The 21,418-nt window shown below is 48.5% G+C and carries 11 protein-coding genes; 7 read left to right on the top strand and 4 right to left on the bottom strand.

Features of this window, described 5'->3' with window-relative positions:
* Nucleotides 1–32: 32 nt before the first annotated feature.
* The 4 genes from LLH06_RS20530 to LLH06_RS20515 form a co-directional block, all read right to left on the bottom strand.
* Complete coding sequence (locus LLH06_RS20530) at nucleotides 33–2,417, bottom strand: SIR2 family protein (protein WP_228171160.1); 2,385 nt, start codon at nucleotides 2,415–2,417, stop codon at nucleotides 33–35.
* Nucleotides 2,418–2,685: 268 nt separating this feature from the next.
* On the bottom strand, nucleotides 2,686–2,946 hold the full coding sequence (locus LLH06_RS20525; protein WP_228171159.1) for a hypothetical protein: 261 nt from the start codon (nucleotides 2,944–2,946) through the stop codon (nucleotides 2,686–2,688).
* 398 nt (nucleotides 2,947–3,344) lie between these two features.
* A complete protein-coding gene (locus LLH06_RS20520; RefSeq protein WP_228171158.1) occupies nucleotides 3,345–5,714 on the bottom strand; it encodes a GAF domain-containing protein in 2,370 nt (789 codons plus the stop codon).
* A 108-nt stretch (nucleotides 5,715–5,822) separates the two neighbouring features.
* Nucleotides 5,823–8,387, bottom strand: coding sequence for a BamA/TamA family outer membrane protein (locus LLH06_RS20515; protein WP_228171157.1), 2,565 nt, complete (start codon nucleotides 8,385–8,387; stop codon nucleotides 5,823–5,825).
* Nucleotides 8,388–8,769: 382 nt separating this feature from the next.
* Between LLH06_RS20515 and LLH06_RS20510 the strand changes: the two genes are divergently transcribed.
* The 7 genes from LLH06_RS20510 to LLH06_RS20480 all read left to right on the top strand — a co-directional run bounded on the left by LLH06_RS20510 (nucleotide 8,770) and on the right by LLH06_RS20480 (nucleotide 21,384).
* On the top strand, nucleotides 8,770–11,331 hold the full coding sequence (locus LLH06_RS20510; protein WP_228171156.1) for a DUF5686 and carboxypeptidase-like regulatory domain-containing protein: 2,562 nt from the start codon (nucleotides 8,770–8,772) through the stop codon (nucleotides 11,329–11,331).
* A 145-nt stretch (nucleotides 11,332–11,476) separates the two neighbouring features.
* Nucleotides 11,477–13,954 (top strand): phosphocholine-specific phospholipase C, encoded by a 2,478-nt coding sequence (locus LLH06_RS20505; RefSeq protein ID WP_228171155.1) that lies wholly within the window; start codon nucleotides 11,477–11,479, stop codon nucleotides 13,952–13,954.
* A 191-nt stretch (nucleotides 13,955–14,145) separates the two neighbouring features.
* Entirely contained in the window at nucleotides 14,146–14,742 is a 597-nt protein-coding gene (locus LLH06_RS20500; protein WP_228171154.1) for a TetR/AcrR family transcriptional regulator, read from the top strand.
* Nucleotides 14,743–14,990: 248 nt separating this feature from the next.
* On the top strand, nucleotides 14,991–16,127 hold the full coding sequence (locus tag LLH06_RS20495) for an efflux RND transporter periplasmic adaptor subunit (RefSeq protein WP_228171153.1): 1,137 nt from the start codon (nucleotides 14,991–14,993) through the stop codon (nucleotides 16,125–16,127).
* A 21-nt stretch (nucleotides 16,128–16,148) separates the two neighbouring features.
* Nucleotides 16,149–19,340, top strand: a complete 3,192-nt coding sequence (locus tag LLH06_RS20490) for an efflux RND transporter permease subunit (protein WP_228171152.1) — start codon at nucleotides 16,149–16,151, stop codon at nucleotides 19,338–19,340.
* 116 nt (nucleotides 19,341–19,456) lie between these two features.
* Nucleotides 19,457–20,860: an efflux transporter outer membrane subunit gene (locus LLH06_RS20485; RefSeq protein ID WP_228171151.1), complete on the top strand. Its 1,404-nt coding sequence runs from the start codon at nucleotides 19,457–19,459 to the stop codon at nucleotides 20,858–20,860.
* A 125-nt stretch (nucleotides 20,861–20,985) separates the two neighbouring features.
* The gene (locus tag LLH06_RS20480) at nucleotides 20,986–21,384 is read left to right on the top strand and encodes a hypothetical protein (protein WP_228171150.1); all 399 of its coding nucleotides are present in this window, start codon (nucleotides 20,986–20,988) and stop codon (nucleotides 21,382–21,384) included.
* The last annotated feature ends 34 nt before the right edge of the window (nucleotides 21,385–21,418 follow it).

Raw genomic sequence — 21,418 nt, 5'->3', positions numbered from 1 at the left:
GCTTTCACTAAGCTGTTCCAAATTGCAACAAGTTACTGCTTTGAAATAATTTTTGAGCTAAATAGTTTGGATAATATAGTTTCTCGGTCGTTGGGTGATAGCATAGAAGGATTATCGAGAACGAACGTTGCGAATTGATAATAGTCGTTATTCATCTTTCCCTTCTTAGCGTCTTCAATTAAATTTTCAATCACTTTACTGTTATGAAGATTTTCTTTAAGTGCAATGCAAACCCACTTTACTGTTTCAGTAAAAGTTTGATGATTGTTAAACTTTTGTGTTATGACTATCCTAATATAAATTAATGCTATTTGGAAGCTGGCATTGATTTTTATCCGAGAGTGATCGGCTGAATCGAAGTAAGGTTTTTTTGCATATTCGGCAGCGGTTAGTAATTCCTGAACATTTGTTCTTTTCAAATAATAGATACTCTTCGCTCTTTGCATCCAATAATGAGTATCAATATATAATAGCTCTTCCAGCTTCCCATAGATTAAGAATATAAGGTTGGCTGCTCCTCCTGATCGTTTGTAGAATATCTGATTTAATGAATCGAAAGCGATTATAGACTTATAGTAAGTTTTGAATCTATCATAGGTTTTCAATCTTTTTACTACATCCACTATTGTACTAACTGCTATATTAACATTTTTTTGATTTGATATGTAATGACCTAATAAAGAGAATAAGAAAACCTTAGAGTTGGTTATGACTTTAAAGCTTGAATGCTGCCCCTGCTCAATTAATTCTATATCGTATTCGAATTCTATTGCACTTTTACTAAGATTAACCGCGTAAGAGAGTTTATCTTGATCAATCTGAAGTGCCCTAAACAACGATGAGTATACTTTGTCGAAGGTTGCGCACAGTATATAAATTGTAAGTAATTTGGAATCTAGCGCGGAGCTAATACTGTTTAAATCGGCATTTAAATTTCTGTAAATCTCTTTATGATGAATAATATTGTTGAGAATATTTACACTTGATCTGAAATTGGCAATTCCAAACCTTGATAGGTTTTTGTTAATTAAGCCTACTTCTTCATATGACAGAAAAGCATCAACCTCTATAAGTTCTCTGTTAAAAACACGGGTGTAAGGTACCGCTATCATTAATCGATCCGAACTATTTATGCAGAAAACAAATGAGATGTTTCTTGCCACGAAATCTGATATTCGATAGTAAATGTCTTCTATATCGAAAGCGGCTAAAGTGTCAGTGTCAAACATTACTATGACGTTTTGTAGCTCTAAAAGTTTATCGATATAGTCAGAATCGAAAGAAACCTTTGAAGGGAAAAGATAAACACTCTTGTTTTTTACAATGTTAGCGATGGAGTAAAGTAAAAAAGTTTTACCCGAAACACGTTTACCTATTATGAATATTATATCCTCGTTAAGAAGTAGATTTGCGATACGGGGAAGGACGGCTCTATCAATAAAAAATTGAGGGACAGTAATAGTGTTGTTTTCAATTCTAATTTCCTGCTCCCCAAGCAAAGCTCTCATATTGAATTGCTTGTTAGAGTTCTTAAGCAACTTATCAACTTGATACCTTTTAAAAGGCTCATTTGTTGATATGTCAACGTCTTTAAATTTTTCGTTTACAAGCGAGTAAAAGCCAGAATAGTCATCTACTACCAAGCAAATGTTGATGCCATAGCTTTCAAGTTTGAGTTTGTTAATAGGGGATGGAACACGACTGGTCAAATAGATTTTGTCAGTTTCCTTTTTTGATTTAATATCATTATTGGCCAATATAAATTCTAAGTCAAGCTCGTTATCCAAACTGCAACCTATGAGTATAAAATTTACGCTAGTGTAATCTTCTAAGAATATGTCTAATAAGTCTTTGTTATTTATTATACTCCTTAAGTATTGCTGTCTGCTAAAAATAATTCCTTCTGTGTGTTTTATGTAGGAAATTTCATCAATAGCATCGCCATGAAGTTTGAATATTACCTCTGAAAGATATTTTTTTGTCAGTGGAACATTTGGCAGTATTGCTCGATATTTTGAATTACGTTCTATTGCATCGTCGATGTTTAGAGTATATATAAAAGGCCAGCTTAAGTTTATAAATTCCTCTCGAACCTTGTCAAGCTTGGCTCCCGTAAAGTTGTCATATATGAAGTCAGCGATTACGTCTTTAGGAACGACTCTATAGAAAAGTCCCGCAACTTTGTCAAAATCTGAAATATGTATTAGGTCGTCGTGCAAATCTTGATTATGTGTTACAATCAAATTTTTCATCATTTGCACGCATGTCGAGCCATCTGGAATTACACCTCTCATTGTTTTAGCCCCCATTGTAAAACCAGCTCCAAAAAAAGGGAACAGGGATCTTTTTTTATAATAAGTCGCTAAATTGTTTTCTACGTAGTATTCTACTTCTTCAGGGGTGGTGAGAATTTTCATGTGATTTAGGTTAGTTCATAAATATAGTAATATCTATAATTCGTCAATAGAAAAATAAATTGATATTGATCGCAATCAACGCTGATTTAGCCCTAATGAAAAACTTATTAACCGTTACAACAAATGCCAAATTTGGTTCATAATTAATCTCGTATCATTATCGGTCCACGCGTGCCGCCTGGACTATCCACCCATAATCAAAAAGCCGCAAGATGATCGACCATCTTGCGGCTTTTATACTTCATACTTAAAGGTCAACAAGCAAATCCTACCTGCCAGACAGGAAACCGACGGTTTTGGGTTCCTGTTTCTCTACGGCAAAACCTTCGATGTAGAGCTGATCGTCGGTGTATTTGATGCGTAACGAGGAGGGGTCTACCTTGTAGTTCTGGGGTTTGAGTTGCTGGTCAATGGCCTCAATGATGTCGTGCGTAATAAATGGTGTGGTGGTGCGCAGCTGTTCGCCTGTGTTTTGCAGGGTAACGCCCTCCACCCGGTACGAGAAGCCGATCGTGTTATGTTTGCTCATGGTGTGCTGGTAAATGTATAGGGCAAGGTAGTGATATTTTAAGTGACTTGCCCGGCTGAGGTCGGTCAGGTGGGCAAGGCCGGGTGAATAAGTCAAGGTCGTGGGATCCGTCATCCGGCAAGATTACCAACCGGCGCTATCATCGCTTGAAAAATGGCACCTTAGTGTATCCAAAAGTGTTACACGGCTGTAACAGAATTCCCCAAATTTCCCCACTTTTAGGCTTTACAAAATTCGTAAAAACCCAACTTTTTCCAGAAATTTCAACAAAAAACAAGAATGTAACACCAAATGTAACACTTTAAGCCCCATATGTAACACCGCAGTTGTGTATCCGGCTGTCGGTTACGCACCCCAACCGGGCCATATGCGGCCATGTTTTACCAAATTGATAATGATCACTTCAGGGCGGCACTCACCTGTTGGGCGGTGGTGGGCACACCTGTAGCGGCCACCCCATCAGCCTGAACAATAGCCACGCGCAGGGCCTTTAAACCTGATATGCTTTGCAGATCCTCCACCTCCAGGTGTTCAACCCCCGGGCCTAACAGTCCCTGGGCTTGCAGCTGTTCAATGTGGCCGCGGTATTCGCGTTCCTCGTTAGGGTGAGCGTACACGATGGTCACCTTACCGGGTTGGGTAATGCGCTCGTGGCTGCCCTTGATCCGGGCCTTATCGATCCGTTTCTTTACGATCTCGAACCGGGCATTATACGTGCCATCCACATCAAAACGCTTCTCATCCATCCTGAACCTGATGGATAGGGTATTGCTGTAGGCCAGGATCAGCGTGGTCACCTCCAGTGTATACGGAAAGGTGCCTTTTATGCGCTGGTGCTCTTGCTCCATCTCGCAAAGGGTGCGCAGTTGCCAAAGCCTCAGGTTATGAAAATGCACCGGCAAAAAGGCCCGTGTATGCGCAATAGAAGCACCTATGTACAGGTTGTGCTCTACTCCATCGCTCTTGAACCGCTCATAATAATGCGGGAACTGCTGCTGCGCTTCCTGCTGCCGGGCATCCAGCAAGGCCACCATCTTTTGGTTAATACCCGATACCGTGGCATCATACTTACGGCGGAAGGTGTAGAAGCTGCCCGTATGCTTATCCAGGTCGCGGTAGTAGCGGGCAATATCGGCCTGGTGTTCAGGTATATCGGCAAAACGGTCGAGCAGGGGGTGTACCTTATTGTCAATAAAGTATTGGATCTGCTGCTCAGTATCGGTACGCATCAGTAGCGAGGAATCCTCGGTCTCGGTGCGGTAGCCCAGCAATTTTTGCATAAAGCTGGAGGCATGCGCATCAGAACCATGCAACTGCCGCAAAATACCGATCAGGGCCGTTAGCTGCCGGGTAAGGTCCTTTTGGGTACTGCGGTTACGCACCTCGGTAGATCCTTTGATATCGATCTGGCCGTACAGCGGGTACACATCCTCAAAAACGATCTCTTTAAGCTCGTGGTCCTTTTGATCGGCCCGGCGCTCCATGTATTTTTCGACCTCTTTCCTGAACTTCCACTGCACGCTGGGGTGCAAGCTGGTATACTCGTTCTGGATGATGGCCTGTATATGGTTCTGCCGGTTGGTGATCTTACGGTCTATAGTGCTCACCATGAACGGCATCACGATCTCGAGCTTATGGGCGTTCACGCTGTTCAGCTCACGCGGCCGCGGCGAGGCCAGCTCCAGTACACCCAGCAATACATCGTCCTTCACCACCGGCGCCAAAATAAAACTTTGGATGCCCTGCTCTAAAAAGGTATGGGCCAGCTCACTGTCGGGGTGCTCTAAAAAGAACTGGCGACTATCGGTAATGGCAAAAAAGCCGCTCTTGCCAATAATGGTCTGGTACGACTTAGGGCCTAAGATATCGGTACATACCGCAGCATCGCTGTTATTGAGCATAAAGCTGTGGATCTTGCGTATGGGCCGCAGGCTCATGAACTTGTTCTCTTCGGAGTCGAACGCTGTAAACCCTACCTGCAGGTCGGGTATGCGGTATATGGACCGGAATATAGATTGAAAATCGCTCTCGATGTTGACGTCCTGCATGTCAGACAGCAGCGTCTCTTTAAGCGATGATACCGCGTTCTCGATCGTGGCATCAAAAAGGTTCATGATCGCAAAGCCCTTCAGCAAATAACTCCCCGGCGGGAACTTGCTCTGCCAAAGCTCCAGGTCATCGTAGTTATTGATGAGCAGGGTGATATCGTCGTCGGTAAGCGGTATGGCCTTCTCGGTCGGGATGATCTCTAAAAAGTCGGCGTTATACAAGATCCGGTAATGCTTCATGATCCCATTGGCCGACGGGATATCAAAGAACATGGGCTTACCCAGATCGATGTTGGTATGATACAGCTCGTTCAGGATCAGGCTGCTGCTCATCACATAGTATTGATGCTTATCAAAATCGCGGATGGAAAGGTCGAAGTCTGGTCCGGCCTCCTCCATGATCTTCTTTAACCGTTCGGTACGGTTGATCACGATGGGCTGGAAAGGTACGGTAACGGCCTTGATCTCGTTATGGCTCAATGCCGGCGGGAAAAGGTCGGCCAGGAGCTTATCGATCACCGGCAAATGCGCGTTCACCTGATCGACCTCGCTTAGCCCGGTGCGCAACTGCGGATAGGGCTCGATCTCTTTCAGTAAGCTGGCGGCCCGTTCGGCGGCATAACCGGTCTGTTCGGCCGCAACTTTCTCCAGGTGCTCAATAAGCACGTGAAAAGAGATATGCAGATCGAATGGGTTATCGGCGAACGGAAGTATACTCATGAGTTTTTAAGAACTTAGGCAAAATTAACTAAAAAGGAAACGGAGCGTTATCGCCAAACTGTTAAAATGACCTTGGATCAGCCAAAAGATCACACCCAACTGAAAGTTCTACAAACGCACATTAAGCGATACATAGGGATACCAACCCTCTTCAGAGCGGCCTGCCAACGCCTGAACCACCACCATACCGGCCGGGGCAAAATATAAGCCGCCGCCGCCGCCCTGGTGTATCTTGTTGGAGGTCTCGTTGCTCACCCATACCCGTCCGGCGTCATAAAAACCGGTGAGGCCTAACTGTCCTGGCAATATGTAGCTGGCAATATCGATCAGTTTGGCGCGTAACTGCAAATTGTTGTAGGCCATGTGCTGCCCGGCAAAACGGTTCTGCAAATATCCCAGCAAATTACCCTGTCCACCCAGGAACATGGATTGATAGAACGCCGCCTTACCCACCGTAATGCCACCACCTACCCGATCACTGAGCACCACCGTACCCTTGCTGTTCAGCTTTTGGTAAAAGGTAAACTCGGGCCTCAGTTGCGCGAACGAGTGGCTGTAGCTGTTGAGTCCTTTATAACCTTGCAGGGTGATATTGAAATAATAGCCTGCACTTGGGAGGATGGGGTTATTGCGTTGGTTACTGTTGTAATTGATCACCAGTCCAACATGCGCCTTGTCCTTATCTACTGTAGCGCTGTCATACGAGCCAATAAACGATGACCGCCTGATGAACCGGCCCACGTTATCATCCACATCCAGTTTGTAGTACTGTAATGACGGACCTGCGCTGATGGTGCTGTTAGCCCCGGTATGCCAGCGCAAGGATGGGTCGAACTGGTAGGTATTGTAACGGGTACGGTAAAAGCGGCGGTAGCCATCAAATTTGATGAGCGGTGTATTGTTGCCGCGACCAAAATAGTTGAGCGTGTTATTGGGTGCCTGAACAAACGCATTCAACAAAAGGTCGGCCGAGCCTACGGCGCTGATCCACTCCCCACCGTACCTGATCCTGAACGCATCGGTAGCAAAGGCATGGGTGATGAGCAACTGCTGCACACTGGCATAAGGTAACTTGCGGAAGCCTTCGCGGCGGGTGTATTTGAAGCCTGCACCCAGCAACAGACCATCATCAGCATTTAATGCGGCGGTCACCAGCGGCATCCAGATATTGTAGGGGTTGTTCTGTACGAAGCGGGTGTTCAGGGTATCGTTGTTCAGATGTGCGTTCACACTACCCTTATCGATCAGTTGCACACTATCCTTACGGCTGTAAAGCTGAACGGTACGGGTCGAATTCTTGATGTCGTAGGTCTTAGCACCATTTTGACCGATCACCCGCAGTTGAATGGGCGATGAGGGATTATTTACCACCACCTTATCATTGCCGTCCTGCACATACAGGCGGATCTCTTTAGTGATGGCCGGATCGTAGGTCATGTCCATCAACTGACCTTTGCTGCTGCCATCTTTATCCACCTTGTTCACTTGGATCCGTAGCCGCTTATCGGCAGTGCCGTTGATGTTCACCAACTCGTTCTTGTCGCTCAAACGAAGGTCTACCCGGCGGTTGATGAAACGGTAATATTCATCCATGGCTGCAGGGATGTTATCACGCCGTTGTTTGAGCTTTTTCAATAGCTCGTCATGCCTGATGCGGTACATCTCGGGCGGCAATCGCTTTAGTCCGGCTTCCAATACGGCGTCGGTCTCGGCCTTTACAAATTCATTTGCGATCTGCATCCAGCGCTGGTAGCTGATCTGTGCATCTGGGTAAGGCTGTATAAAACGGGTCTTGAACAAGGAGTACTCCACCCTTGGGATGTTACCTTCAAAATGGTCAAGTGTAGGGCTTACCCAGGTACGCGCCGCTAACCAAGGAAATACGCCTTCGCTCGCATGGAACACCTGATCACGGTCGCGCGGTACGGCAAAATACTTTTTTTGCTTGCCGTTCTTTTCATAAGCCCAGCGCCACTGGTCCTCATGTCGGTCCCAATCGCCTAAAAGCAGGTCGAGCATACGGGCCCGCAAGAACTGCTCACCATTCACATGGTTGTCGTTATCCTCGCTCAGTTCGGCCAGCATCTTGATACTATTGTCCGACTTTCCTGCCGGTTCGCGTTCTTCAAGCAACACCACCAACCCGTCAAATACTTTGGCATAGTCGCCAAGTGCGGGGTCATTTGCGATCACGCCGATCACCGGGTCAGTATGAGGTACACCGGCAGCCTCAGCCAGCGGTGGCACTACCAGCGCCGATAACGGATGCTGGCTGCTCAAGGCGTCGTCCAGCCAATCTATGGCGAAGGTGCCCCTCAGGGTAGGTGGTAATAATTTATCAGGGGTCTTTTCTACACTGCGGATCACCCATTCTTTACCCGAAGCATCTACCAAACGCAACGACTTGGATTGATAGCCGCCACCCTCGCGCAAAGGTTTGAGGCCTCCATGAAACTGCGATATCCGGATGATGGGTAGTTTGACAGGTGTGGCCCACTCCTGCCGGTAATTTTTACCGAAGAGCCAACGATGCGCGCCGCTTACACTGTCATATACCGGGTGCACACGCACTACCACGCTGTCTTTAAAAGGCGAATAGCTGGTTATCGGCTGCGCCTGAGTGACGGCCATAATAGCCGAAAAGGTGAGCGCAAGAGTGATGTTCTTAAACATGACAGGTGTAGATAAGTGATACAAAGATCGTGCATCGGTGTCATGAATACAATATGCGGGCGTTGCAGAAATCGCAATTTTACGGCTAAAAGGTTAATATGTTGCCATGGATCGTAATAATATTGTAAGGATATTGTGATCCAATTGTCATACAGCTTTCTTGATGTTGTAACTTCTAATCGAGCGGCGCACATTTGCATCGTCAATTTGAACTAGTGTCACTATAAGCGATCTCTCAAGCGTTATCAGGCGTGATCGTCATCACCCGGTAACTCTTAGCATATCACCAACAGTTCTTGTTAACAAATTAAAATGTCAGACATCCTATGATCGTCAGCATTGATGGTAGCCGCGGTTACCTGTGTTTTTTAGAAAGAAGGCCATGAAACTTTTCACAAAGATATTTTATACCCTACTGATCCTTTTGAGCAGTTACATTACGGGGTATGCCCAATCCATCACCGTGGTACAAGGTACCATTACCGACGCCAAGACCAAACAACCCTTATCATTTGTTACCGTAGGTTTTGCCGGCAGCAGCCAGGGCGCAGCTACCGATAACAACGGCCATTATGTGATCCGTACCAACGATAACTTTGCCCAGATAAGGGTGACTTATGTAGGTTATAAGACCGTTACCCGCAATATAGATGCGGGCAAAGAACAAACCATCAACATCGCCCTGAACGAAGATAGCCGCCAATTAGGCGACGTAGTGGTTAGGTCAGGCAAAAAGAAGAAATATACCAATAAGAATAACCCGGCAGTTGAGCTGATCCGAAAGGTGATCGCCCACAAGGAGCAGAACGAGGTGACCAACTACAGCTATGCCGAATACAAGCAGTACGAGCGCATGATCTTTTCGCTGAGTAACCTAAGCGAGAAATTCACGCAAAAGCGCATTTTCAAAAATTACCAGTTCATGTTCCGCCACCAGGACGATTCAACGGCCATTGGTGGTAAGAACATGCTGCCCTTATATATGGAGGAGAAGCTTTCGGACAATTACTACCGCAAAGCTCCTTATGCGCAAAAGCAGGTGGTAGAAGCCAATAAGCAGGTGAAGTACGATGAGAATTTCGTAGATAACCAGGGCCTCACCACCTACTTTAACCGCATGTATCAGGATATCAATATTTATGATAACAACGTGTCGTTATTGAGTAATCAGCTCTTGAGCCCGATCGCCGATCACTCGCCCGATTATTATAAGTTCTTCATCACCGATACCATTAAGGACCAGCAGCCCAACCTCATCGAACTGAGCTTTACGCCGCGCAACACCATCAATAAATTATTCGAGGGTAAGATATACATCACCATGGATGGCAATTATGCCGTTCAAAATGCGTTCTTGACCGTTAATCGCAACATCGACCTTAACTTTGTTCGCCAAATGGAGTGCCGCCTGAGCTTTGAAAAGAACAGCGACGGACGCTACCACTTGAGCAAAAGCGACCTCAAGATGGACTTCGGACTGAACAAGAACAAAGGTGGAGGTGTTTTCGGCGAGCGTTTGGTGACCATCAACAACTTTGTGATCGATCAGCCGCGCCCTAAACAAGCATATGACGGCCCGGCCCAGGTATACGCCCAAAAGGCTGAAGAAAAGGACGATCAATACTGGTCAAAGAGCCGCCCCGATACACTGGATGCAGTATCAGCTAATATATACCATAACGTGGATAGCTTGCAGCATATGCCATCATTCAGACGTACGATGGACATCGCTACCCTGTTCCTGGCAGGGTATAAGAATTTCGGTCCGTTCGAGGTGGGTCCTGTAAATACATTTTACAGCTTCAACCCTGTAGAGGGTTTCAGAGGCCGTTTGGGTGGCCGCACCACGCCTACCCTGAGCAAGCGTTACTACTTTGAGACCTACGCCGCTTACGGTACCAAAGATCAAAAGTTCAAGTACTTTTTAAGTTCTACGTACTCGATCAATAACAAATCGATCTACGCGTTCCCGCAAAACTATATACGTGCCAGCTACCAGCGCGATACCAAGATACCTGGCCAGGAGCTTGAATTCGTGCAGGAAAGTAACTTTCTGCTGTCGTTCAAACGTGGTGCTAACGATCAGTGGCTGTACAATGACATCTTTAAGATCGATTATGTTCACGAGTTCCTGAACCACTTCTCATACGCCATCGGCTTTAAAAAATGGAACCAGAGCCCTGCCGGTGCCCTGCGTTTCCAGAACCTGCTGCCTAACGGTGTGTTGAACAACGTGAACCTGATCCACACCACAGAGTTCTCGGCCCAGGTGCGTTATGCTCCTCATGAGAAATTTTATCAAGGTAAGATCTATCGTACACCTATCCCTGACAAGTACCCTGTGTATACCTTGCGTTACACTCAGGGCCTGAACGGATTTTTAGGTGGTAACTATGATTATCAGAACGTGACCGCTAACATCAGCAAACGTTTTTACGCCTCGCAATTAGGCTTTACTGATGTGAGCGTGGAGGGTGGTTACCTGTTCGGTAAGGTGCCGTTCCCATTGTTGGATATACACCGCGCTAATCAGAGCTATGCGTTCCAGTTCCAGTCGTTCAACATGATGAACTTCCAGGAATTTGTGAGCGACCATTATGCCACCTTTACGTTCGATCATAATTTCAATGGCTTCCTGTTCAACAAAGTACCATTATTGCGCCGCCTGAAACTGCGCGAGATCATCAACTTTAAAGGGTTATGGGGAGCCGTAAGGCCAGAGAACAACCCGGCCAATGACCCATCGCTGCTCCGTTTCCCAACCAACAGCCAGGGCCAGGCCACTACCTACACACTTAACAATGGCATGTATGCTGAGGGAAGTATCGGTGTGGGCAACATTTTCAAACTCATTCGTTTTGACCTGGTGCGCAGGTTCACTTACCTGGATAACCCTAACGCGCCTAAGTTGGGTTTCCGCACCTTTATCAAATTCGATTTTTAAACATACGCCGGGACGCAACAACAGAAACTGGGATAAGCCAAAAGCTTATCCCTTTTTTTATGGCTCAGGTGCGTATATTTAAATTAATATGGCGTTAATGAGGATGATGCTGCGTATCATTTTATTTGCGCTTTAGTAATATACTATGACCGATACCCGCCGCGAATTCATCAAAAAGGCCACCTTGCTTACCGGTTCTGCCGGCCTGTTCTCGGTTTTGCCGGGCTCCATACAAAAGGCTTTGGCGATCGATGCTGATCAGGGCACCACCTATCTGGATGCCGAACACATCGTGTTCCTGATGCAGGAGAACCGTTCTTTTGACCATTGCTATGGCACCTTGCAGGGCGTGCGCGGCTTTGATGATCCGCGGGCCATGCGCATGCCCGACCTGAACACCGTATGGCTGCAGCGCAATAAAAGGAACGAGACCTATATTCCTTTCAACCTAGATATCCGTAACACTAAGGCCACCTGGATGCACTCACTGCCGCACTCGTGGCATGATCAGGTGGATGCCTACAACAAAGGCGCTATGGACGGCTGGCTGGAAAGCAAGCGGTCGGGTAATAAAGATTATGGTCAGATGCCGCTTACCATGGGTTATTACGACCGTAAGGACATCCCATTCTACTATGCCCTGGCCGATGCCTTTACTGTATGTGACCAGAACTTTTGCTCCTCGCTGACCGGTACCAGTTCCAACCGATCTTATTTTTGGGCGGGCAGCATCAGGGAAGAACAGCATCCAGGTTCAAAGGCGTTGGTGTATAATGACCAGATCAATTTCAAGGACCTCACTTGCATCACTTTCCCCGAAAGGCTTGAGGAGGCAGGCGTATCATGGAAGGTATACCAGAACGAGGTGAGTATAGACACCGGCCTCACGGGCGAGCAGGATGATTGGCTGGGCAACTTTACCGATAATAACCTCGAGTTTTACAAACGATACAATGTCAAACTGCATAAAGGCCATGTGGAGTTCGTTCAAAAGCGCATCGTTGAATTAGCACGCGAACTGGAGGAACTTCAAAAGCGGCCGGAGGATTCCAAGGCCGCAGAAAAGATCAAACAAGCCAGTGATGAGCTGACCCAACTAAAAAAGGAACAGGCCGATATCGCACAACGCTCATTTGACCAGCTTAGCGAACGGGAAAAGAACCTGCACCGCCGCGCCTTTGTGACCAACGCGAACGATCCGCATTACCGCGAATTGACCACTTTCACTTACCACGAAGGTGGCGAGGAAAAGCAGGTGACCATTCCCAAGGGGAATGTGCTTTACCAGTTCAGGCAGGATGTGAACAACGGGCAATTACCTACCGTATCGTGGCTTTGTGCTCCGTCCAACTTTTCAGATCATCCCACTTCGCCGTGGTACGGCGCCTGGTACGTATCGGAGGTGCTGGACATATTGACACGCGATCCCGAGGTTTGGAAAAAGACCATTTTTATTTTGAATTACGATGAGAACGATGGCTACTTTGATCATGTGGCGCCGTTCGTTCCGCCAAACACGAACAAGCCTGAAAGCGGAAAATGCTCCACCGGTTTGGACACCAGTATTGAGCATGCGACCCTCGACCCCAACGCCGCGCACAACATGGCCTATGAACGGGAAAGTCCGATCGGTTTGGGGTTCAGGGTGCCTATGGTGATCGCATCGCCATGGACCCGCGGCGGTTGGGTCAATTCGGAAGTATTTGATCACACCTCATGCCTGCGTTTTTTAGAAACGTTCATCGCGCATAAAAAGGGGAAGGCCGTTAAAGAGACCAATATCAGCGACTGGCGCCGCACCATCTGCGGCGACCTAACCTCAGTATTCAGACCCTATAACGGCGAGCCGATCAGTTACCCGGCTTCCCTTAAACTGAATGATACGGTACAGCGCATACATGAGGCTCGTAACAAGCCGTTGCCGGATAATTATGCCTCATTAAGTGACGACGAGGTGATCAGAGCCAACAAAGACCCGCGATCACTCAACATCTTCCCCCGCCAGGAAAAGGGCATGCGCCGATCCTGTGCATTACCTTATGAACTATATGCTACTGCCGAACTGAACGGGCAAAAAAAAGATTTGACCATGACCATGCGGTCGGGCCCCAAGGCGGGCGTTCCGTTCAATGTAATGGGTTATGGACTGACCGAAGCCGCCGCTCCCGGTGCCAAAGGCATGCGCACCTGGGCCTTTGCCATTAAACCCGGCGACCAGTTGACCTACCATTGGCCCCTGTACAGCTTTGAGCAAGGCCGTTACCAGCTCGAGCTATCGGGCCCCAACGGCTTTTGGCGAAGCTTTAGCGGTAACGCGCATGACCCGGCCCTGCATGTCGAGATGGTGTACACAGCCACCGGTAATGCCGAACTGAAGATCATCAACCACAGCAAGGATATGCCTTACGAGGTGGATGTAGTGGCGAAAGCGTATCATACCGGTGATCATACGTTCACCATAGCGCCGGGCAGGCAGCATGTGCAGGTGGTGGATCTGCAAAAGAGCCATCATTGGTATGACCTTATATTAAAGGTGAGCGGGTACGACGATTTTGGCAGAGGCTTTGCGGGTCGGGTAGAGACCGGCAAGCACGGCTATACCGATCCACAGATCGGGGCTTGATGCGCTGGCCAGAAAATAAGCGATCAGGCGATACCACGCTTCAATTAAATGCGCTTATTTGTACTATGAACCGTTACGAGAAGCCAACATGACAATTCATCCATTTACAAATGACATTCAGATTAAACGGTGCGCATTCAAAACACCGTACATTTGTTTAACAGTGTTAAATAACTTAATGCCCTTTAACGATGGCCAGTAAAGACAGGATACTCCGCTTAAAAGAAGAGACCAGGACCAAGATCCTGGATGCGGCGCTGCATATTGGCCGGGCCGAAGGCTGGCAGGCGGTAAGCATGCGTAAGATAGCCGACATTATTGAATACACTGCCCCGATCATATACGAGTATTTTGCCAATAAAGAGGCTATCCTGATGGAACTGACCAAAAAAGGATACTGCATTTTGGCTAAAGATATGCAGGCCGCACGTGATGCACATCGCCTGCCCGAAAAGCAACTGGAGGCCATGTGGCTCACCTATTGGAACTTCGCCTTTGCCGAAAAGGAGCTGTATCAGCTAATGTTCGGTATCGAGGTGAACTGTTGCGTATTTGAGAACAAGGTGCCCGAGGTTGAAGCTCCGGCCAGCATGATATGCAATGTGATCGCCGAGATCATGAAAAAAGACCTGGATAATGATGAGGTGTGCAAACGCTACTACACGTTTTGGTCAGTGGTACACGGCCTGATCTCAATCAATCTGGTACGCCAGAGCGTGCCTGATGGCATCAACGAGCAGGTACTTAAAGATACCATTGGTGGTATCATCAGAGCAATGAAGGACTAACGTCCTTTTTTTATCAAGATGCACTTAACAGTGTTAAATGGTTAAACATCCATAATTTATAATAAATTCCAGAGCAGTGATACAATATACTTCATTCCCTTAGCTTAACGCTGTTAAATAATTTTACACTAATAAAATAGGTGATATCTGACACATTGAATTGACATGAATGATATGCCTGACCTTACACGATCACAAGCAAATACAAATTGACAACTACAAACAACAACTCAAAAACTGTGACCATCATGAAACCCTTAGCATTGATCCTCGCCACGGCACTGCTGTATGGTTGTGCCGAAAAGCCGGCGCAACAGCAGGCCGCAGCGCCACAAGCGCTTCCTGTAACGGAGATACATACTGATACCGCTACCACTTACCAAGAATACCCTGCATCGGTTGAAGGTGCCGTTAACGTGGAGATACGTCCGCAGGTATCAGGTACCCTTGATCGTGTTTATGCCGATGAAGGTGCTTTTGTAAAAGCAGGTACCCCATTGTTCAAGATCAACGATAACCCATACCGCCAGGCACTCAACAATGCCAAAGCCAGCCTGCATGCTGCCGAAGGCGCCCTGTCTAACGCCAAGCTGGAGGTAGAGAAACTGACCCCACTGGTGCAGAACAAGGTGGTATCTGACTACCAGCTTAAAGCTGCCAAGGCCGCCCAAGAGATCGCTCAGGGCAATGTAGAACAGGCCCGCGCACAGGTAGGTACCGCCCAGATCAACCTGGGGTACACCACCATCAAAGCACCGGTGAGTGGTTACATTGGCCGCCTGCTCAAAAAGCAAGGTAGCCTGGTTGGCCCGGCTGATGCGCAAGCCCTCACCCAACTATCTGACGTGCACGATGTGCATGTGTACTTCTCTTTAGGTGAGAACGACTTTATCGGCTTTAAAGATCACTACGCCGGCAATACGCTGAACGATAAGATCAGGCACCTGCCACCGGTATCATTGGTAATGGCTAACCAAAGTGTTTATGCCCGCAACGGCCACATCGATATGGTAGATGGCCAGTTCGACAAGACCACCGGCGCCATCACCGTGCGTGCTACTTTCCCTAACAGCGAAGGCCTGCTGCGCTCGGGTAATACCGGTAAAGTACGCCTGAGCCTGAAACTGAACGATGTGGCCCGCGTACCGCAGGAAGCCACCATCGAGATGCAGGACAAAGTATTCGTATTCGCAGTAGGCGATAGCAACAAAGTAGCCAAGCAACCGATCATCATATTAGGCAGAAGCGGCAGCGATTACCTGGTGAAGGACGGTGTGAAGAACGGTCAGCAGATCGTACTGAGCGGCATTGACCGCCTGCAGGAAGGCACCAAGATCGCGCCGCAAAAAGTGGCCGACAAGTCAGCAGCTATCGCTAAAAATTGATCACGCTAAAACATTAAGATCATGTTCAGAAAATTCATAGAAAGACCCGTATTATCCACCGTTATCTCCATTTTATTGGTGATCGTGGGTGTGCTGGGTCTTACCAAACTGCCCTTGCAGCAGTTCCCTGATATAGCGCCTCCGGCCGTATTGGTAACGGCCATCTATCCGGGTGCTAACGCCGAGACCGTATTGCGCTCAGTAGCGCCATCGCTCGAAGAATCGATCAACGGTGTGGAGAATATGAGCTACATGAGCTCTACCGCCAGTAACGATGGTTCATTGGCCATTACCGTATACTTCAAACAAGGCACCGACCCCGATCAGGCCGCCGTTAACGTGCAGAACCGTGTGGCACAAGCCACCAGCCAGCTGCCTGCCGAGGTGGTACAACAAGGTATCACCACCACCAAACAGCAAAACAGCTTGATCGGTGCGATAGGCCTCTATACCGAAGACCCTAAAAAGTACGACCAGACCTTTGTGGCCAACTATGCTCAGATCAACATCGTACCGGAGTTAAAACGTATACCGGGTATCGGCTCGGCCACTATATTTGGCGGTGTTAAGGATTACTCGATGCGGGTATGGCTTAACCCTGGTCAAATGGCAGCCTACAATGTTACCCCAGCCGAAGTGATGGGCGCCATACAGGACAAGAACCTGGAAGCTGCTCCCGGTAAATTCGGTGAGCGCAGCAATGAGGCCTTCGAGTATATCATTAAATATAAAGGTAAACTGACCAAGCCTGAGGATTATGGCAATATCGCCATCCGTGCCAACGCTGATGGTTCGGTACTGCGTTTGAAAGATGTGGCCCGCGTTGAGCTGGGTGCCTATTCATACACCAGCGTATCGCACTTGAACGGTCATGACGGTGTGGCCATTGGTATGATCCAACTGGCCGGCTCCAATGCCAACGAGATCCAGATCGCGGTAGATAAGTTCCTGGAGAAAGCCTCTAAGGACTTCCCGGCCGGCATCAAATACAATCAGTTCTATCGTACTAAAACAGCTCTGGACGAATCCATCAGCCAGGTTGAACACACCTTGGTGGAGGCCTTTATATTGGTGTTCATCGTGGTGTTCATCTTCCTGCAAGACTTCCGTTCAACGCTGATCCCGGCCATTGCAGTACCGGTAGCTATATTGGGTACGTTCTTTTTCATGAACCTGTTCGGGTTCTCGATCAACTTGCTTACCCTGTTCGCACTGGTACTGGCCATCGGTATCGTGGTGGATGATGCCATTGTGGTGGTGGAGGCCGTGCACGCCAAAATGGAGCACGAGCACCTGTCACCTAAAGCGGCCACCACATCGGCCATGCACGAGATCACCGGCGCGATCATCTCTATTACCCTTGTAATGGCCGCGGTGTTCCTGCCGGTAGGTTTCATGACCGGTTCCACCGGTATATTCTACCGTCAGTTCGCGTTCACCATGTCTATCGCGATCGTGATATCTGCTGTTAACGCCTTGACCCTGAGTCCTGCGCTGGCCGCATTGTTCCTCAAGAACCATAACGGCGATCAGCATAGCCCCGAAAAGACAAGCTTCACTCAGCGTTTCTACGCAGGCTTTAACAAGAGCTTTAACTCACTGACCGATCGTTATGTGGGAGGCCTTACCTTCCTGATCAGGAACAAATGGTTAAGCATGGGTATGTTGGCGTTGGTAACTGCAGTGACCGTTTACATGATGCGCACGACCAAGTCGGGCTTTATCCCTACCGAGGATCAGGGCTTCGTAGCCATCGCGGTGTCTACCCCATCGGGTACCTCATTGGATCGTACCACCAAAATACTGAACCAGGCCGAGGCCGACCTGCGCGCCCTGCCAGCTGCACGTTTCGTTACCGCTATATCCGGTTTCAACCTGTTGACCAACTCAAGCAGTCCATCGGCGGCGGTGATATTCGTACTGTTGAAAGATAACAAAGAGCGTGGTGAGGTGAAGGACATCAATGCCTTGCAGGACGTGATCCGCGGCAAGCTGGGTGCCATTACCGGCGGTAGCTTCTTCGTGTTCAGTTTCCCTACTGTACCGGGCTTCAGTAACGTAGAGGCACTTGACCTGGTATTGCAGGACAAGACCGGCGGCAAGCTGGATAAATTTAGTGGAGTGGCCAATAACTTTATTGGCAAACTGATGCAAAAACCGGCCATCGCCTTTGCCTTTACCTCTTTCAAGGCCGACTACCCTCAATTACAACTGGAGGTGGACGATGAGAAAGCCAACCAGTTGGGCGTGAATGTGAAAGACATTTTACAGACCATGCAAGCCTACTTCGGTAGCGTCCAGGCCTCTGACTTCAATCGCTTTGGTAAGTACTACCGCGTGATCGTACAGGCCGACGTTGCCGACAAGACCGACCCTACATCTGTCGACCGCGTGTTCGTGAAAAACAAAACAGGCGAAATGGTGCCGATCAATACCCTGGTGAAACTCACCCGTGTGTATGGCTCCGAGACCGCTTCGCGCTATAACCTGTTCAACTCGATCCAGGTCAATGCGATCCCTAAACCGGGCTTCAGCTCGGGTGATGCCATCAAGGCCATCCAGGAAGTAGCTCAGGAAGAACTACCATCAGGCTATGCGTTCGAATTCTCGGGTCAGACCCGTGAAGAGATCGCTTCTGGCGGACAATCGACCGTGATCTTCATTCTGTGTCTGGTGTTCGTGTACTTCCTACTATCGGCACAGTACGAAAGTTATATCCTGCCATTCGCCATCCTATTGTCGATCCCTACCGGTCTGTTCGGTGTGTTCGCGGCAATTGGTCTGGCCGGTATCGAGAACAACATTTACGTACAGGTAGCGCTAATCATGCTCATCGGTCTGTTGGCTAAAAATGCGATCCTGATCGTGGAGTTCGCGCTCCAACGTCGCCGCAACCGCGAAGGCCTGGTGGCTGCCGCACTGGAAGGTGCACGGTCACGCTTACGCCCGATCATCATGACCTCGCTTGCCTTTATCGTAGGTTTGATCCCGATGACATACGCCACCGGTCCATCGGCCCAGGGTAACCACTCGATCAGTATAGGCGCTGCGGGCGGTATGATCACCGGAGTAGTGTTGGGTGTGTTGATCATACCGGTATTATTCGTGATCTTCCAACACCTTCAAGAACGCGTAAGCGGTGTGCCGGTGTATGTGAAACCTAATGAAGGCCACGGCCACCACGTGGAAAAACACGAGGAACTGAACGCGTAACCCCTCTTGATCTCCCCCAAGGGGGAGACTTAAAAAGAATGTTGATAAAATATACAGATAACTAACTCTTCGAAGCCCTCCCCTCGGGAGGGTTGGGAGGGGTAGACCATATAACCATGAAACCATACATAATTACCATTGCAGCGCTGCTGGTGTTGAGCGCCTGTAAGGTATCAAAGGATGTGCAGCTGCCCGATATGCAGTTGCAGAACACCTACCGCTCGGCCACCACGGCCGACACCGCCTCTATCGTGCGCCTGCCATGGAAAAGTTTCTTTACCGAAACTACCCTACAGAACCTGATCGATAGTGCGATCACCCGCAACAACGATCTGCAGATCGCGGTGAGGAACATACAAGAGGCACAACTGACCTTGAGCCAAGCCAAACTGGGTAACCTGCCGGCCGTAAGCCTGGGTGCCAGTGCCTCGATCAACCGCCCATCGAACAACAGTTTGAACGGATTAAGCCTGAGCAACTTTTTAGGCAGCAGGCATATTGAAGATTATACCACTGCGGTCACCGTATCATGGGAGGCCGATATTTGGGGCAAGATCCGCAGCCGTAAGGCCGCGGCCCTGGCCACTTACCTGCAAACCGAAGAAGCACGCAAAGCCGTACAGACCCAAGTGGTTGCCAACATATCAGAAGGTTACTATAACCTACTGATGCTAGATGCGCAATTAGGGATCGCCCGCCGCAACCTGCAACTGAATGATAGCACGCTGAACATCATCAAGCTACAGTTCAACGCCGGCCAGGTGACCTCATTGGCCGTACAACAGGCCGAGGCACAACAATTGGCCGCCGCCCGTTTGATCCCACAGTTTGAGCAGGACATAGCTGTTCAGGAAAATGCCTTAAGCATACTGGCCGGTAAGTTACCTGCGGGCATCGTGCGTAACAGCAGGCTTGATGCGGTACCACTGTCGCCAAGTTTGTCGGCCGGGTTACCATCGGCATTGTTAAGCCTGCGCCCTGACGTGCGCAGCGCCGAACTGGCCGTTGCACGTGCCAATGCTAATGTGGGCGTTAACAAAGCGGCCATGTATCCATCTTTCTCGATCACGGCTCAGGGTGGTGTGAACGCCTTTTTAGCCAGCAACTGGTTCACTTTACCGGCATCATTGTTCGGTGCCGTTACCGGGAGCCTTACCCAACCCCTTTTTCAGCGTAAAGAGTTAAGGACCCGCTACGAGATAGCCAAGGTTGACCGTGAACGTAGCATCATCCAATTCCGTCAGCAAGTGCTGGTAGCCGTTGGCGAAGTATCTGATGCGCTGGTACGTTTAGATAAGCTGAACCAACAACAGACCATTGCCGCTAACCGTGCAAAAACCTTGCGCCAGGCTACCGGTAATGCAGGCTTGCTGTTCAAAAATGGCATGGCTAATTACCTGGAGGTGATCACCGCGCAAAGCAACGTGTTGCAAAGCGAGCTGGAATTGGCCAGCATCAAAAAAGCGCAGTTAGATGCCACCGTTGACCTTTACCGGTCGGTAGGCGGCGGCTGGAGATAAACCAGTTTTTGTAGACTGTGATTTGTAGAAAGGGGCTCCCGGTGACAACCGGGGCCCTTTGCTGTTTTAGGTGGTTTTTAATGTTCAGGTTTATCACGATATTTATCATTCAAAAGATAGATAACATGAAGAAACTGATCATACTTGCGCTTGCCCTGTCGCCACTATTGGCCATGGCAAGTATTACACATAATGCACCTGTAGAAGCAGGCCTGATTTACAACCGAGGAGTACAGGCCGATACTACAAAGATCGACCTTAAAGATGCTGAAAAGAACGTGGGCAACGTGGTTGCCATCGAGGCCAAGGTAGCCTCGGCACGGGTGTTCAGCAGCACGGCCTTGCTTAATGTGGGTGGCGAGTATCCTAACCAACTGCTCACCGTGGTGTTAAAAGGTGAGGCCATTAAACTTTACAAAGAAGGCACCAAGCCTACCATAAAGGCCACCGGTAAGATAGCCCTGCGCAACGGCAAGCCCGAAATGGTGATCACCGACCCGAAAGACATCAAGATAACCGAATAGAAAAAGGCCGCACCTGTATCAGGGCGGCCTTTCT

The sequence above is a fragment of the Mucilaginibacter daejeonensis genome (assembly GCF_020783335.1).
Taxonomy (GTDB): Bacteria; Bacteroidota; Bacteroidia; order Sphingobacteriales; family Sphingobacteriaceae; genus Mucilaginibacter; species Mucilaginibacter daejeonensis.
Note: the sequence above shows the minus strand (reverse complement) of the source record. Positions and strands in the feature narration are given on the sequence as shown.

What these genes read in the sequence shown, in the direction of transcription:
- LLH06_RS20530 (WP_228171160.1), bottom strand. Translation starts at nt 2,417, where the DNA reads ATGAAAATTCTCACCACCCCTGAAGAAGTAGAATACTACGTAGAAAAC.
- LLH06_RS20525 (WP_228171159.1), bottom strand. Translation starts at nt 2,946, where the DNA reads ATGAGCAAACATAACACGATCGGCTTCTCGTACCGGGTGGAGGGCGTT.
- LLH06_RS20520 (WP_228171158.1), bottom strand. Translation starts at nt 5,714, where the DNA reads ATGAGTATACTTCCGTTCGCCGATAACCCATTCGATCTGCATATCTCT.
- LLH06_RS20515 (WP_228171157.1), bottom strand. Translation starts at nt 8,387, where the DNA reads ATGTTTAAGAACATCACTCTTGCGCTCACCTTTTCGGCTATTATGGCC.
- LLH06_RS20510 (WP_228171156.1), top strand. Translation starts at nt 8,770, where the DNA reads ATGAAACTTTTCACAAAGATATTTTATACCCTACTGATCCTTTTGAGC.
- LLH06_RS20505 (WP_228171155.1), top strand. Translation starts at nt 11,477, where the DNA reads ATGACCGATACCCGCCGCGAATTCATCAAAAAGGCCACCTTGCTTACC.
- LLH06_RS20500 (WP_228171154.1), top strand. Translation starts at nt 14,146, where the DNA reads ATGGCCAGTAAAGACAGGATACTCCGCTTAAAAGAAGAGACCAGGACC.
- LLH06_RS20495 (WP_228171153.1), top strand. Translation starts at nt 14,991, where the DNA reads ATGAAACCCTTAGCATTGATCCTCGCCACGGCACTGCTGTATGGTTGT.
- LLH06_RS20490 (WP_228171152.1), top strand. Translation starts at nt 16,149, where the DNA reads ATGTTCAGAAAATTCATAGAAAGACCCGTATTATCCACCGTTATCTCC.
- LLH06_RS20485 (WP_228171151.1), top strand. Translation starts at nt 19,457, where the DNA reads ATGAAACCATACATAATTACCATTGCAGCGCTGCTGGTGTTGAGCGCC.
- LLH06_RS20480 (WP_228171150.1), top strand. Translation starts at nt 20,986, where the DNA reads ATGAAGAAACTGATCATACTTGCGCTTGCCCTGTCGCCACTATTGGCC.